Genomic DNA, 15,898 nt, shown 5'->3' with positions numbered 1-15,898 from the left:
TGCGGGTTAATACCGCAGCCGGAAGTATTACGGTAAGTACGTCTACTGTAGTTTAAACAATGCCGAGTAGTCCGCATTGCAAATACGCTGCACCGCCGGATGCTGGATCATTCTCTCGGCAAAAATCGCATGATATTCTTCCATGACATTCTCCACGCGCCCAATCTCTATTACCGACTCATCGGCATAAAAATCCAGCGAATAAAGGCTCGGCGCCACAAAAATCGCATCGTGCGTCGCGCCAAACGCCTTCATTAAGGCCGCGTCATCAAATTCACCGAGGATCTCAACCTGCAACCCCTGCGAATTAAACCAGTTCAACAATTTACGCCCCAGCATCGAGCGCCGTCCCGGCACCAGCAACCGTCGCTCTTCCAGGCAGGCAGGGAACGCTTTTTCAGGAAGCGGATTCGTACACCAGAAACTGACGCTGCATTCGCCGATTTTGACTGAGAATAGCCCCTCCTGCTGCGTGGAATCTATCGGGCAGTCGGAGATAATCATATCCAGCTTGTGCTGGCTGAGCTGTTCGAGCAACATTTCGTGCGTGGACTCGAAGCAACGCAGATGTATGGGTTCGTCCACCACCACCGCCGCATCCAGAACGCTGCTGACCAGACGCTTGGATAAAGCATCGGCGACGCCGACATCAAACAACAGGTTTGATTCTTTGCGGTAATTGACGATATCCAGCATCTCCTGGCTTAGCGTAAACATTTTGTCCGCATAGCGAAAAACCAGCTCGCCCAGTTCGCTGGGCTCAAGACCGCGTCCCTTACGTTTAAATAGCTTCCCCTGTAAACGCTCTTCCAGGGCTTTAATTTGGCCAGTAATGGTTTGCGGCGTCAGAAAAAGCGCCTCTGCGGCACCCACGACAGAACCTTCTTTATAGACATGCCAGAAGTAATAAAGATGGTTGTAGTTAATATGAGACATGCTCATTCCTCTCCCTGTTCAATGTCGCAAGGGAGCGATACATCGCTCCCCCTTTCCTTCGTACTGGTTATGCCGGCGCGTTCAAACGCGCGCGCAACCAGCTATACCCGACCACTGCGGAGAGCAATGAACCAATCAAAATGCCCAATTTCGCCCAGTTAATAAGTTCCGGATCGACATTGCCAAATGCCAGGCTGGCGATAAAGATGGACATCGTAAAGCCAATGCCACACAAAATGCCGACCGCCATGATTTGCTGATAAGTGGTCCCCTGCGGCAGATGCGCCAGCTTGAAACGCAGCGCCAGCCAGCAAAACAGGCTAATCCCCAGCGGCTTACCAATCAGCAGACCGGCAATAATTCCCAGCGGCAGCATGGAGGTCAGACCGTCAATCGTGACGCCCTGAAGAGAAACGCCGGCATTCGCAAAAGCGAAGAGCGGCAGGATCAGGTACGCGACCCACGGATGCAGAACATGCTCCAGACGCTTGGCCGGCGAGCGACCGTGTTTTTCTTTCAGCGGAATAAAGAAACCGACAATGACGCCTGCCAGCGTCGCGTGAACGCCGGACTTCAGTACCGCCGTCCACAGCACTGCCCCGACCAGAATATATACCCCTGTCCGTCTGACGCCGCACAGGTTCAGCAGCGCCAGCACGGCAATCGCGAACGCCGCTACGCCCAGCGAGACGATAGAAAGATCGCTGGTATAAAACAGTGCGATAATAACGATGGCGCCGAGATCATCGATGATCGCCAGCGCCATCAGGAAAATTTTCAGCGCCAGCGGAACCCGGCTGCCCAACAGCGCCAACACGCCCAGCGCAAAGGCGATATCCGTCGCGGCAGGAATAGCCCAGCCCTCGCGAGTGACCGGATCGGAGTAGTTAAAGGCCAGATAGAGCAATGCCGGTACAATCATCCCGCCGATGGCGGCAATCACCGGAAAAGCAGCCTGGCGCAGACTGGCTAACGAGCCTTGCATCAGTTCGCGCTTAACTTCCAGGCCAATCAACAGGAAAAACACGGCCATCAGCGCATCGTTGATCCACAACAGCATGTTTTTGTTGATCTCAAGCGCCCCAACCCGTAGCTGAACCGGCGTCTCCAGAAAATCATGATACCATCCACTGGTCGCGCCCATATTGGCCATCAGCATAGCCAGCGCAGCGGCGATGATGAGAATGATGCCCCCAGAGGCATCGCTGCTAAAAAATCGGTGCAGATGTTTCACTTTTTATTCTCTCAATCAGGTGAATTCTTCGAATCTACTATCTTACCTCGCCTGACTCATCGTTAAAATTAGATTATATATGATGAATAGCTCGTTTTTTACGAAATGAAGTCCGACTTACGCCGGACTTTTTTAGTGCAGTCAGTCATTGATGATAGACCGCTACGCGTACAGATCCATTTTATACACCCGGAAACTGGTAATATCGTAGCGATAGCCTTCCCCGTTCGTTTCCGCGTTTTTGTAGTAACCTGACGTCATGGTCGCTTCAAAAAGCACGGTTTTCTCCGTAGGCGCAATCTCCTGTAAAATTAGCAGCCCCATCGCCTCGCTGCCCGCCTGCGGATCGATAATATCGCTCTCGCCAGGCTGGCAAGAGATGGCGCGGCCATTTTCATCAAACGTGCAGTCGGCAAAATGCACCACAATATTGCCATTTTGTTGGATCGCTTTCGCGCTAACGCAGCTACTGTAGCCACGCGCGCCCAGCTCCTTGCCGTATTCAAATGGCCGCATAACGGTCATCTCATTCATATTCACCACGAAATGGACAATGCGACTGTAGTTATCCGGCGGTAACAGGCTTTTGCTGTCATCACGTGAACGGTAATTACCGTTATCAAATACCATAAACTCCACTATACCCGGCGTATTATTGGCGATTTCAACGACGTTATGCTGGCCCCACGTCCAAAAGTCACGGTCAGCCGCGTCGATATCCTCCTGTTTGCTAAAGTCGTAAAGCGCCACACCTTCACTGTCGACCGGGGTTAAAAGATAAGGCTGATAAGCGTCGTCCCAGTCTTCATGCGTTGACAAAATAAAGCGTAACGCTTGCGTTTGCAGATCGACGCCAAACACCGCGCTCTGATGACGCCCGGACGCAATTAACAACTGATTCGTCTCATTCACGTAGCTCTGGTTTATATGCAGCCAGTCTTTAACCGTCGGGTCTTCTCCCGGCGCCGTACCTGAAGGACGGGAAACCCGCGTCGTATCCAACACCTTCGCCATATCGTAGTAAGCGGTCTCCAGCCCGGTAGTCAGATCGACAACCGATACGCCGTCTTCATTGGTTTTCAAATCGTCGGGCCGACCCGAGGTATATTCAGAGGGCGCAACAATGGTATTGCTGTCCCACGGCCAGATAGAATGGTGAAATTGATTATCGAGATTATAGAATGTGTGAAGACGCCCCATCATGTCGAACTCATACATATCCAGATAGGTATTTTTCGCTTCTGAAGTGGTGAGGAAATGGCCATTATCAATTCGAACAAAATTATAAGACGGATAATCCTGAGTAACGTACCAGCGCACCAGACCATTCTGATCTAATGCGTAATTATAGCGATCGAAATGCGTAATAAAATAAAACCCTGGCGCCATCTTGTCCGCATCGGTAGCAGGTTGCGTCACGTTGATAATCGGAAAACCTAATACGACTTCCGCGGAATCTACCGGCGGTAACGGCTGTGTGGTGAGTGTATAGACAGCAAGTGGCGCATCTGCCTGAGAAAAGACAATATGGTTTTCAGTCTCCGCTACCAGCCCCAGAACCGGCAACAGATTTGCGCCTGGCGTAAGGGTGTAAAGATGTTCTATCGGCATCGCCGTTTTTGCCGCATCCTGGACCGTGACCATGATCTCAGCTGATTCCAGACTCCAGACCCCGGCATAAGCGCTTAAAGGCGCCGTGCCGTAAGGGTCTAACAACATGAGCGCATTTTCTACCGTATTCTCTTGCGTGACCTGCGTAAGGCAATTTTCATAAATAGCAGTATGGTTAAGCACCATTTCATTATTGATATCGATACCCTGATTAATCGCCGGACGCGGCGCAGGAAGGACAACAGACGTTGCAGTTAACGTATTCATGATAAATCTCCAGTGTATTAATCTCATCGCCCCTCATGGGGACCACGAAAATTAATACTCTGGATTTTTAATCCGTCCGAATAAAATACCGCAACAACACCTCATCACACTTTTTATTTTAGCAATTCAGTTACGTGAAGCGTTATATTCAAATTTTAGGTAATCCAGTACGGCAACAACATTGCCAGGAGACATCCGGTTAAGATGCGGCAGGAAGGGATGGTTGTGAACATAGCGAATAAACGCCGTCGCGCTATTTAACGTCGCATGGCGTAACAAACTCACCTTTTTATTTCCTGTGAGATTGCATACTGCCATCGCATAATCCCGTGTGGAAAATGTACGCCAGACGTTGTTGCGAATTCCGCCGCTCAAAAACAACCGCGGAGGGAGATCGCGCTTGGGCGGCGTAACGCCTCTTTCACGCACAAACGAAATATGGCAGCGACCCTGACGAAGATAGCTAAAATTCGCCATCATACAGCCGCCCAGAATGAAGCATTCGTGATCGAGATAATGCTGGACATTCAGGGAGCGCTCATCCGTCAACGCCTGAACCAACTCAAAATGTCGATAAGCAGGTAATACGGGTTTTACTAACATCCCCGGATCGTTTTTATATAAAATGGCGGGGCCGTAATCTACATCAAATAATACATTGCGGCGCATGGTCAGCGCCTCTTTTCGCTGCACCAGATGCGCCAGCGTGCCGGATGGGAGCCGTTCTTCGTAATCAGAATGATACTGATAATCCGCCTCCACCGGTTGTGCGGAGTAATTCGTTGAGATCGCGACGACCTTACCGCTCTCTTCTTCCGCCGTCACCAACACGTATAAGCTGCTGTCGCCGCCGTTAAATTTCACGCGAAACGCCCGCGTGCTCATAGCGATGTCAAACGCGGGAAACACAAAATCGCGTTCCGCTTGATTAGCACGACGGGACAGTTTTTGTAATTCGCGGCTAAAACCCGTGCTGTCTATCGCCAGCGCCGCCCGTATTTCAACTAGCGACGCTCCTTCGCCAATCAACGTGGCAAGGTTCTCTTGTCTGGCGTCGCCCCTGATAGCGGTATAGGAGATGAACGTTTTATTACACTGGCGGCAATACATACGCCGTTCACCTTTAGTGGAAAAACCATATTTTTTCAGCGACGTCCCGCCACAATGCGGACAGGACTTCACCAGACCTTTCCAGGATTGATTCGCCGCCTGGCGAAAAAGATTAAGCGATCTGGCTGAGATAATGGGGAACAAAAAACCGCACGCTCGACAGAGAACATTTTTCCCTTGCGGTAGATAGTCTGGACTCTCCAGAATCCCCAGATTTTTGCAGCCGGGCGTTTTGCAAGCATCGACATTAATGTGAGAAAACATATTCACTCCCTGCGAATACTACCTTCAAACAAATATTGACTTTATTTCTGCAGGTGAGATGCCTTTTTCATACAGGGTTCGCATGGCACTCATCGCCGTCGCGGTATGCGAGAAAAAAGCCTGATAACCTGCACACAGATAGTTATGATTGGTTGCGCCTGACACAGAGGGTAAAAAACGATGTTTCGGACAGCCGCCATAGCAGGCGAACTTCCATTGACAGCGATGGCACTCCTGCGCCATTGAACGCTGTTTATCGCTGCCGAACTGGCGATTTTGTTCGCCCTGATTCATTTGACGCAGCGTCTTCTGGTGGATATTCCCCAGTTTAAATTGCGGATATACGAAGTGATCGCAATTATAAACATCGCCGTTCATTTCCATCGCAAACGCGCTGCCGCAGGTGGGAGCAAAAACGCAAACCTGCGGCGGCAGGCCGCACCAGGCCGCCAGCGTCTGTTCAAATAGCTGGATGCCGATATCGCCGATATCCTCACGGATCCAGATATCAAATACCGCATTCAGAAACTGACCAAATTGCAGGCTATCGACCGACCACGGCGTCATCGCGATGTGTTTATCCTGCGGCTGCGCCAGCCCATTTTCCCCACAGCGTTCAACTAAAGGGATAAATTGCATATAGCGACTACCAATGCTTTTCAGGTAGCGATAGACCTGAACAGGATGATGCATATTGGTACGGTTAACTACCGTGAGGGTATTAAATTCCACGTCGTGCTGCGCCAGACAACGCACCGCATTTTCTACTTTTTCATGCGTCGGCTTTCCGGAGCGCGTCACTCGCCATTCATCGTGTAACGCGGCATCGCCATCAATAGAGACTCCAACCAGAAAGTCATGCTCCCGGAAGAAGGTCGCCCAGTCGTCGTTGATCAGGATGCCGTTAGTCTGGAAGGTATTGACGATGGTTTTGCCGCCACAATAGCGCTGCTGAAATTCAACGGCTTTACGATAAAACGGGATACCCATTAATGTGGGTTCCCCGCCCTGCCACGCAAAAATGACCTCATCAATATCCTGTGCGGCAATCTGCTGCCTGATGAAGAGTTCGAGGGTCTCTTCCGACATTTTGTAATGGTTTTTTCGATCCGGATAGAGCTTTTCTTTCTCCAGATAAAAACAGTATTTGCAGTCAAGGTTACACACCGATCCGGTTGGTTTAACCATGACCTGACAACTTTTCCCAAACATCATTACCTTCCCTGAAATAAAAGAACCTGATCCGGCACAGAGTGACCGGATCAGGTGGGCATCGCCCTAAGTGGCATACTTAATTTTTTATAATTATTCCATTAGCCCCAGGTGACAGGCGTCGGCTTATCGCCACGGGCTTTCATCAGCGAATCGTTATCAATATCCTTTTTATACTTCAGGAACTTACCGTAAAGCTGTTTCTCAATCTGCGGCTGTTTACCAATTTGATTGAGCGTCTCGAAACGATCGGTTTTCAGGTTATAGAGATATTTAGGTTTATTCTGGCGATCGATGATCATCTTCCAGTCGCCGTCGCGGATCGCCCACTCATCCGTCGGATCATCCTGGAACGGCATATCGATACCGAAGATCAGCGGTTTCTGGCGTTTTAAAGTCTTGTCCTTCAGGAGCGGAACTAAAGACTGACCGTCGTAGGTACGATCGGTCGGAAGTTTAAAGTCCATCATGTTGGCCAGCGTCGGCAGCCAGTCAAGACCATATACCGGCGTGTCCGTTACCATCCCCTGTGGAATGTGCTTGCCGTATTTGATGATTGCCGGTACGCGAATGCCGCCTTCCCACAGGTTGTCTTTACGCCCGCGCAGACCGTCGGTTTCCCCGGCCAGGTTCAGCTCGTATACCTTACGCGCTTCACGCGTGACAGGGCCGTTGTCGCTGGTAAAGATGACGATGGTGTTATCTTCCTCGCCCATCGCCTTAATTTTATCCAGCACTTTACCGACCTGCTCATCCATGTAGCTGATATTGGCGTAATATTCGCCGGTGCCGCGCCACGGTTTGTCTGCCCAGTCGCCGTAGAACAGATCCGGATGCTGCTTCTGGTAGTCGGTCATGTACTGCGAATACATATCAAGGTATTTTTTCGGCGACGCCAGCGGGCTATGGACTTCGGTAAAGGCGACATATAAGAAGAACGGATTATCGTCTTTCTTATTATCCAGCCAGTTCACCACTTCAGAGCTCACAAACTCGCCGCTCATCTTATCTGCGCGGCCAATATGTTGGCCATTACGAATCCACCCCGTAGGATGCACCACGCCATAGCGCGGGCGCTCCTTGGCGTTGTCCAACGTAGCATCGGTGACAAATCCCGCCGGATTAACCAACGTATAGTCAAAGCCCATGTCTTTCGCCTGCGGCTGATCGGTGCGATCGCCGCCCGCATTCAGGTGTAATTTCCCCATCATCGCCGTATCGTAGCCCTGCTGTTTTAGCAGGTTGGCGATAGTCAGTTCATTACGCCCCAGCGCAACATCTTTGCCTTCCGGTATCCAGGAACGGATTCCGGTACGGAACGGCATACGGCCGGTTAACAGGCCCGCGCGGGAAGGAGAACACAGAGGCGCTGGCGCATAATAGTCGGTAAACTTCACCCCCTCCTGCGCCAGTTTGTCTATGTTAGGTGTTTTAACGATGCGGTGCCCGTAGGTGGCGAGATCGCCATACCCTAAATCATCCGCCAGAATAATGACTAAGTTAGGGCGCTTTGCGGTTGCCGCTTGCGCGGTTGATAATACGCTTCCAGCGCATAGCGCCAACCCTATCATACTGGCAACGACTGTTCTTTTCATTTCAACTCCTTTGAGTTATCGCACGGTCTGATTACGATATATTTGCCGATAGACCCGGCTGCGGAATACAGCCTGAATTAATTGCACTATATATATTCGATTTGTCTTATATTTCTTCCATTAACATCGTTTTATCGTGGAAAATTATTCACACTCATTATAATATTAATGCCATAAATATATTTCGTGCTAAAGAAAACACGCCTGAAGCAGTCTATAAAAAAAGAAATCGCGAACGAGTGATGCAGATCTCAAATATGGCCCATGTGTCAGAACCGCTATTGTGATGTCAATATATGTTGTTATTTCAACGCTAACACCCTCATTTACTGGCAGTAAGTTGTCTTTGCGAGAAATTATCCCCATTCGAAGTTTCATTAATTTCATGCTATCCGGTGTGACTTTTACAACAGAGACATAAACTATAAATCAAATAGTTATCGCGTAATAAACAACATTATCTGACATGAATATTTGACGATTATATGTCGCTGATATTTTTGAGACATCTATCACCTACGTATAAAAAGACACTCCTTAGAATTCGCTTCTTTACACAACATTTCACTGTGTTTTTACCTCATGGAGTTGAGCATGAAAAATAAGAAATATATTAATAGTCTACTCGCCGCATGTGTTCTTTTCTCTTGCTTTAATGGCCAGGCAGCGGAATTGAAACGCGTATACGGTAAACTTAGCTTCGGATATGGCGACTGGAATAAAGGCTTTGTCAATGTCGATCGCGGCGAAGTGTGGAAAGCGGTAGCCGATTTCGGCGCCGTGTTTGACAGGGGCGAATTTGCATCATTTTATGAAATGAACGTGCTCAACCATCCGGTAGAAGGCCGTAACCATGTTACCCAATTTCTGGGACATTATAGGGTGGTAGAAGGCTCTAACTTTACCGCAATGATGAAACTCTATATGTCGATGGAGAATAAATTCGGTGATGAATTAAACATGATGTACGGGGTAGGTTATCTGGGTTTAACCAGCCCATCAGGCTTTATTAAGCCCTATTTCGCTGTTCATAACTTATCGAACGATTATACCTCTAAAAAGTATGGACAGGCGACAGGCTTTAACGGTTATGTTCTCGGTTGGGTCGCGGCTTATAACTTCGATATGTTTAATGAAAAGTTCGTCATTTCAAACTGGAACGAAGTTGAAATGGATCGTAATGATGCCTACGCCGAACAGCAGGGTGGGAAGACCGGCCTGAACGGCGCGGTAACGTTTACATGGAAATTTATGCCGCGATGGACCGCCTCCGTCTCTTACCGTTACTTCAATAATAAATTGGGGTATGACGGCTACGGCGACCGTATGAATTACCTGATCGGCTTCGAGTTTTAATAATTAATAAACTTGATGAATATTACTTAATTTCCCCCGTTTGTAGTCGTGGATGACACGACTACAGGCATTGTTTTTCTTTAATGTAGCGTAAATGGATGGTTTATATGAACAAAAAGTTTTCGATATCCCTACTGTCGCTGTGCATTGGTTTGTCTTCAGCCATTTCCTTTTCAGCCGATGCGCGTGACATCACAATTTATTATACAAACGATTTACATGCCCATGTGACCCCGGAAATTATCCCCTATGTATCCAAGACACGTCCGGTAGGGGGCTTTGCGCCCATCTCGAAAATTGTCAAAGATGCAAAAGCGAAAGAGAAAGATGTCTTTTTCTTTGATGCTGGCGACTATTTCACCGGACCTTTTATCAGTACGCTGACCAAAGGCGAGGCTATTATTGATATTTTAAATACCATGCCTTACGACGCCGTCTCTGTCGGTAACCATGAATTTGACCATGGCCATGAGAATCTGGTTAAACAACTCAGCAAATTGCAATTCCCGGTATTGTTGGATAATGTTTTTTACAGCGGCACAGATACGCCATTAATTAAAGAACCGTATACCATCGTGGAAAAAGATGGATTCAAGATCGGCGTCATCGGTATGCACGGCGTTTCCGCATTCTATGAAGCGATTGCCGCAGGCGTGCGTGAAGGCGTTGACTGCCGCGATCCGATTCCTTATGTGAAAAAACAGCTGGAAGAGTTAAAAGGGAAAGTTGACCTGACCGTGCTGCTCGCCCACGAAGGCGTGCCGGGTATGCAGTCCAGCGCAGGCGAGGCTGATGTCGCACGCGCTCTGAAAACCGACGTTGATATGGCGAAATCGCTGGAAGGCTATGGACTTAACGTCCTGATTACCGGCCATGCGCATAAAGGTACGCCAGAACCGATTAAAGTGGGCGATACCCTTGTCGTTTCCACGGATGCGTACACCATCGAATTAGGTAAACTGGTGCTTGACTGGAACCCGGAAACCAAAAAAGTGGACAGCTACAATGGTAAGTTGATCACCATGTATGCGGATACTTATAAGCCAGATCCGGTCACGCAGGCCAAAATTGACGAATGGGATAACAAGGTTAAGAAAATTACCGATGAGGTGGTCGCGCACTCTCCGGAAGTGCTAACCCGTTCTTACGGTGAATCCGCGCCAACCGGCAACTTAATCACCGACGCCCTGATGGCTACCGTTCCTGGCGCCGACGCCGCCTTCTATAACGCTGGCGGTATCCGTACCGAATTGCCTAAAGGTAATATCACCTATGGTGATGTGCTGAGTATGTATCCGTTCACCAACGATGTCATGAGCATGGAAATCAGCGGTAAGGACCTGAAATCCATCATGTCACACGCTGCCGATCTGAAAAACGGTATGCTGCACGTATCGAAAACCGTCCAGTTTAAATATGACAGCACCAAACCGCTGGGCCAGCGTATTGTTGAATTTGATATCAAAGGCAAACCGGTAGAAGACAATAAACTCTATACCGTCGCGCTGGATTCCTTTATCGGTAAAGGTGGTGGCGGATTTACCTTCACTAAAGGTAAAAATATCAAATATATAGGGATACAAACCGCACCGGCGTTGGTTAACTATATGAAGCAGGTTAATAATATTCAACCTGACCACACCATGCGCGTGGATGATATTAGCAAATAAGCCATAATGTTATGCGGTCGATAACCGGCCGCATAACATACTTAGTTATGCAAACAGCGGCATTTTGTATACCCGAAATGCAGAAATATCATAACGATAATTCGTGCCATTCGTCTCTTCGCTCTTGAAATAGCCCGACGTCACCATCGCTTCGAATAAGACCTCTTTCGTCTCTTTATTGATTTCTTGTAATACCAGTCGGCCTAATGCCTGTTGCCCTTCATCCGGATCGACAAGATCGCTGGAACCTGGTTGCGCGGTAATGGTATGTTCAAACTCATCAACCGTCGTCGCGCCGAAGTGAATAACCAGGTGACCATTAGTCAATAAATGCTTAGCGCTCACAAAACTGCTATAGCCCCGGTTCCCGACTTCCGTTTTACCATATTCATACGGACGCGTTACGGTCATCGTGTTTAGGTTTATTTTAAACTGCACCACCCGGCTGAAGTTATCGAGAGGCAACAGACTTTTCGCATCTTCGCGTGAACGATAGTTACCATTATCAAAGACCATAAACTCCAGGATACCAGGCTCATCATTTGGAATTTCAACAATGTTATGCTGCCCCCAGGTCCAGAAATTCTTATCTGCCGCATCAATCCCTCCCGGCGAGGTAAGATCATACAGCGGGACGCCATCATCATCGACAGGGGTTAATAAGTATTGCCTGAATTCGTCAGACCAATCCTCATGGTTCGCCATAATAAAGCGCAGTTCGCCGGAATCCACATTTACGCCAAAAATCGCGCTCTGATGTCGACCGGAACAGATCAGCAAATTGTTGGGTTCATTAATATAGCTTTGGTTGATATGCAGCCAGTCATCCATTGATACGTCCTGACCTGGCGCGCTTCCGGAAGGACGCGGCGATCTGGAATAATCCATCACATACAGCATATCGTAATAGGCGACTTCAAGTCCGGTAGATAAGTTAATAATAGAAACGCCATCTTTCCCGGTTGAGTAACCGTCTGGCCGTCCATTGCTATATTCTGAAGGCGCAATCGCCAGATTGTTCTCAATGGGAAGAATGGAGTGATGGAACTCATTGTCGAGAAGATAAACCGTATAAACTCGTCCCATAATGTCAAATTCATACATATTCAGACAATGGTTTATTCCCTGTGACGTCGCCAGGAAATGGCCGTTATCCATTCTGACAAAATTATAAGAAGGGATTTCCTGATTTACATACCACCGGACAATCCCGTTATGATCAAAAGCCAGATTATACCGATCAAAATAAGTGGAGAAATAAAGCCCTTCCTCCATCAGCGAGGCCTGCTGCGCAGGACAGGAGACGCTAATAATAGGGAAACCGAGGCTCACGTTAGCCGAATCCGTGGGCGGTAATGCGTCTGTCATTACTGTATATTGCCCGACAATTTGCGAGGCAAGGCGTAGGGTAATCTGATTATTCACCGCGGATACCATCCCACACACAGGAATAAGGTTAGCGCCCGGATGTACATCATATTGATAACGCACTGCCTCTGTCGTCGCTTCGCTATCAACAACATTGATCTCAAGCGCGGCAGCTTCATCGATCCAAATCCCCAGATAGAGACTCAACGGGGCGGTCCCGTAGGGATTTACGGTGACAATGGCCTTGTCACAGGTATTAGATTGCGTGATCTCCGCTAATCGTTGTTCATATATGGCGTTATGGTTTAACACCAGTGCGTTATTGGTATCGATTTTCTGGTTAATCGGCTCACGCGGTGCGGGCATGTTAACCATTGACGAGCTTTTCTTATTCATACGTTTCTCCTGATTAATTGGGATATAGACAACGAGCAGATACAACATGCCAGCCCGTTGCTTAGCAAATAACCCTACGTCAACAAGAGAAATCGGTTTAATAATTTAAAATAAAACATCCATAAAATAACACCCAGACTAACACTATTCTTTATCATCCGGAGATTTTATTTCCCTGGCGCTACTATAAAAGCATAACAATTATGTAGCATTAATGCTTTGCGACCAATAGCCTATACCTTTTTAATGGTTGGCATAGGCCTTACGCCGTAATTCAAATTATTTTATACCAACAATAAATCAATCAAAGCACATCAATCTACTGATAAAAATTAACACTACTATCATTTTATTTTTAGAGTAACTAAAAATAAAACTTTAGCTTTTCTAAAAAACCATCATTTTTGTGACATGATACGATTTTCTCTGGAAAAAAGACGCTATTACAATCACGCCAGTTGATCCATGAATTTAATATGCATATTATTATCGCCACCCCAATTAAACCCATTAAATAACATCATGACTATTTATTTAATTAACAGCACGCACACTTACAATGATAAGACCAATGAGCTAAAAAACATAAAAACGGGAAAGATGATAAAAATTGTCGCAATGCGCATAAAGTGTCTGGAATATATGCTGAATCATGCACAACAAGAGATTATTTATAAAAAACAACTCTCTAATGAACTTTGGGGGGAAAGAAGTCAATTTATCAGCGACGCCAACCTGACCCAGATTTTATATCTACTGCGGCGCGACCTTAAAGGCTTTGGCCTGAGCCAGTTTTTTTCCACGGTGCCTCGAACGGGTATTAAAGTAGATGCTAACATTATTATCAGCAATGAAAACAAAAGCTACCTCCCCTCTTCTTTAAAAAAAGAAGGGTATAAATATATGGCATTACTTTTCGCTTTACTGACCATGGTCATAATGGTTATTTATTCAATACGATAATTTGATATTAAACCGACAAATCGCATAAGGATGTGCTTCCTTCAACCAAAGCGTCAGGCTGCTTTTCCTGGCTAAAAAGAAAGGTCGACTGAAATGTTGATATCAGTTTTTTGGCATTTTTATAATGGATGCTGTTTGTAGCCAGATAAGCATAAACGGGTAACGTACGAAAAATTATTTCATCAGGCATACGTAGTATTTTTATATTATAACGCCGTACATCTCTAAAATAAGTAGCAATCTTTCCTGGCAAAATCGCAACCATATCGCTTTTCTCAACAACACCGATAACTCCAAATAGTGAATCACTATAATAACCTATTTCCCTGCGCCCCGCATAAGGCGTACTGCTCTTGAATAAATCAATGCTATCAGCGGTGAAAGAAGAGAACATATCTGAATGATAGACAGCATGTCTGGCAGCATAAAAATTATATAAAGAAATTTTTTCAAGCCCAACCAATGGACTTTTTTCACCACAAACACAAACAAAATCAGATAAATTATCAATAAGATAACTTTCGATCATCTCACTCTTAATATCCAGAATTCCCATGATGACATCCGCATAGCCATGCGTCAGCATGGAGGCTGGCGAGTATTCCCCTGTTTTTTTAATCGCATAGTGTTTAATAATATATCGATTCACCAACATCATATCCAGCAATGCCGGAAAATAGTAATTTTCAGTGATATCACTTCCCAGAACAATGAGTTCATTACTCTCCTGAGCATCTGTTTTATCGCACAGTGTGCTTTCTATAGATTCAATTGCCTGGCGAAAGACCTGGTGAAGCGATTTACCTTTGCTGGACGGGACTAATCCTTTGCGGGTTCTGATAAATAACTCTTCGCCATAAATATTTTGTAAACGAAGAAGAGCCTGAGAGATCGCCGCAGGCGTGACATCCAGTTTCCTCGCCGCCCTGGTTGCATTTCCTTCAGTAATAACCGTATCGAACACTTTGATCAGATTGTAGTCAATTTTTTTAGCATTTTTTATTGGCCGCATATAGGTTATCCTGGCTGGTATAATCTGGCTCCATCATTTAAGACGCAGATTAACCTTGCACCACACTTATTTCAATAAGTAAATCATTTCCTCTACCTGTTTGTTATTAAATTATAATTTTATTGATATCATTTCAGCCTGTGTGAAATAAAAACACATGATGCTATTTTATAAAAAACATCAAAAACATCAAAAACATCTGGCACACTTTATAAAAAAGTAAAAAAGCATAATGTTATCCTGTTTAATCACAAATGATTCTCTTATTTCTTTGCGGTTCTCTACGCTTATCCGTACTGATGTAAGGAGTACTTTACCGCCAGTGAACACACTGACAGTGTGAAACTTACCTTATGAATATCAAAACGGAGTGAATTCATGAGACAATATACTATCAATAACGAATTTATTTATAATGAGTCGTTAAGAGAAATAATATCATTACATGATAAAAAAGTGCTAAAGGTGACGCTAATGCGTGCGCGTTGTTTAAGCTATCTTTTTGAAAATGCCTACAAGAAACTGATTACGCGGGAGATGATTTCACACGCAGTTTGGGGAGAGCGAAGTCAATTTGTTAGCGATGCTAATTTGACGCAACTTCTTTATCTGCTGCGACGAGATTTACAACAAATCGGGCTTTTCGAACTGTTTGTTACGCTCCCCAGGCAAGGGATAAAAATCGATGAAAGATTTATCATTGACGCTGCTGACATACCGCCACAAGCTATTCAATATCATACTCATCGATGTAATAAAATTATATCCATTGGTATTCCCACTCTTTTTTTATTGATCGTGCTTTTCTTTTTAGCACCGTTTATCTGAAGATAAAGTCTGTAGACCGTGTCCCGGGAAGGTGAGAACATTTTTCATAATATCCTCACACGACACTGACGGGACA

At 46.3% G+C, this 15,898-nt stretch carries 12 protein-coding genes; 4 read left to right on the top strand and 8 right to left on the bottom strand.

Going from position 1 to position 15,898, the window contains the following annotated elements:
- Positions 1-42: 42 nt before the first annotated feature.
- From nhaR to ACLD3P_RS16645, 6 genes are all read right to left on the bottom strand, one after another.
- On the bottom strand, positions 43-942 hold the full coding sequence (gene nhaR, locus ACLD3P_RS16670) for a transcriptional activator NhaR (RefSeq protein ID WP_000062872.1): 900 nt from the start codon (positions 940-942) through the stop codon (positions 43-45).
- 61 nt (positions 943-1,003) lie between these two features.
- A complete protein-coding gene (gene nhaA / locus ACLD3P_RS16665) occupies positions 1,004-2,170 on the bottom strand; it encodes a Na+/H+ antiporter NhaA (protein ID WP_000681340.1) in 1,167 nt (388 codons plus the stop codon).
- A 162-nt stretch (positions 2,171-2,332) separates the two neighbouring features.
- Positions 2,333-4,048 (bottom strand): aryl-sulfate sulfotransferase, encoded by a 1,716-nt coding sequence (locus tag ACLD3P_RS16660; RefSeq protein WP_115286365.1) that lies wholly within the window; start codon positions 4,046-4,048, stop codon positions 2,333-2,335.
- 126 nt (positions 4,049-4,174) lie between these two features.
- Complete coding sequence (locus tag ACLD3P_RS16655) at positions 4,175-5,428, bottom strand: cytoplasmic protein (RefSeq protein WP_078057643.1); 1,254 nt, start codon at positions 5,426-5,428, stop codon at positions 4,175-4,177.
- A gap of 18 nt (positions 5,429-5,446) precedes the next feature.
- Positions 5,447-6,637 carry an anaerobic sulfatase maturase gene (locus ACLD3P_RS16650; RefSeq protein WP_024797417.1) on the bottom strand — a complete coding sequence of 397 codons (1,191 nt, stop codon included), beginning with the start codon at positions 6,635-6,637 and terminating at the stop codon, positions 5,447-5,449.
- 98 nt (positions 6,638-6,735) lie between these two features.
- Entirely contained in the window at positions 6,736-8,229 is a 1,494-nt protein-coding gene (locus tag ACLD3P_RS16645; RefSeq protein ID WP_000831886.1) for a sulfatase, read from the bottom strand.
- A 594-nt stretch (positions 8,230-8,823) separates the two neighbouring features.
- On the opposite strand from ACLD3P_RS16645, the gene ACLD3P_RS16640 reads away from it, so the two are divergent.
- Both ACLD3P_RS16640 and ACLD3P_RS16635 read left to right on the top strand, forming a co-directional pair.
- Positions 8,824-9,585 carry an outer membrane protein OmpK gene (locus tag ACLD3P_RS16640; RefSeq protein ID WP_024797415.1) on the top strand — a complete coding sequence of 254 codons (762 nt, stop codon included), beginning with the start codon at positions 8,824-8,826 and terminating at the stop codon, positions 9,583-9,585.
- A gap of 98 nt (positions 9,586-9,683) precedes the next feature.
- Positions 9,684-11,255 carry a bifunctional metallophosphatase/5'-nucleotidase gene (locus ACLD3P_RS16635; protein ID WP_000262864.1) on the top strand — a complete coding sequence of 524 codons (1,572 nt, stop codon included), beginning with the start codon at positions 9,684-9,686 and terminating at the stop codon, positions 11,253-11,255.
- Positions 11,256-11,300: 45 nt separating this feature from the next.
- On the opposite strand, the gene ACLD3P_RS16630 is transcribed toward ACLD3P_RS16635, so the two are convergent.
- Positions 11,301-13,019, bottom strand: coding sequence for an aryl-sulfate sulfotransferase (locus tag ACLD3P_RS16630; protein WP_134945051.1), 1,719 nt, complete (start codon positions 13,017-13,019; stop codon positions 11,301-11,303).
- Between the two features lie 522 nt (positions 13,020-13,541).
- Between ACLD3P_RS16630 and ACLD3P_RS16625 the strand changes: the two genes are divergently transcribed.
- Positions 13,542-13,982 carry a transcriptional regulator gene (locus ACLD3P_RS16625; RefSeq protein ID WP_411006503.1) on the top strand — a complete coding sequence of 147 codons (441 nt, stop codon included), beginning with the start codon at positions 13,542-13,544 and terminating at the stop codon, positions 13,980-13,982.
- A gap of 7 nt (positions 13,983-13,989) precedes the next feature.
- Here ACLD3P_RS16625 and ACLD3P_RS16620 read toward each other — a convergent pair whose 3' ends face one another.
- Positions 13,990-14,994: a LysR family transcriptional regulator gene (locus ACLD3P_RS16620; RefSeq protein ID WP_131046623.1), complete on the bottom strand. Its 1,005-nt coding sequence runs from the start codon at positions 14,992-14,994 to the stop codon at positions 13,990-13,992.
- Positions 14,995-15,372: 378 nt separating this feature from the next.
- On the opposite strand from ACLD3P_RS16620, the gene ACLD3P_RS16615 reads away from it, so the two are divergent.
- Complete coding sequence (locus ACLD3P_RS16615) at positions 15,373-15,822, top strand: transcriptional regulator (RefSeq protein WP_001250363.1); 450 nt, start codon at positions 15,373-15,375, stop codon at positions 15,820-15,822.
- Positions 15,823-15,898: the final 76 nt, after the last annotated feature.

The organism is Salmonella sp. 741265073_HBA, from assembly GCF_046569105.1.
GTDB lineage: Bacteria > Pseudomonadota > Gammaproteobacteria > Enterobacterales > Enterobacteriaceae > Salmonella > Salmonella enterica.
This window is presented reverse-complemented; position numbering and strand designations above follow the sequence as displayed.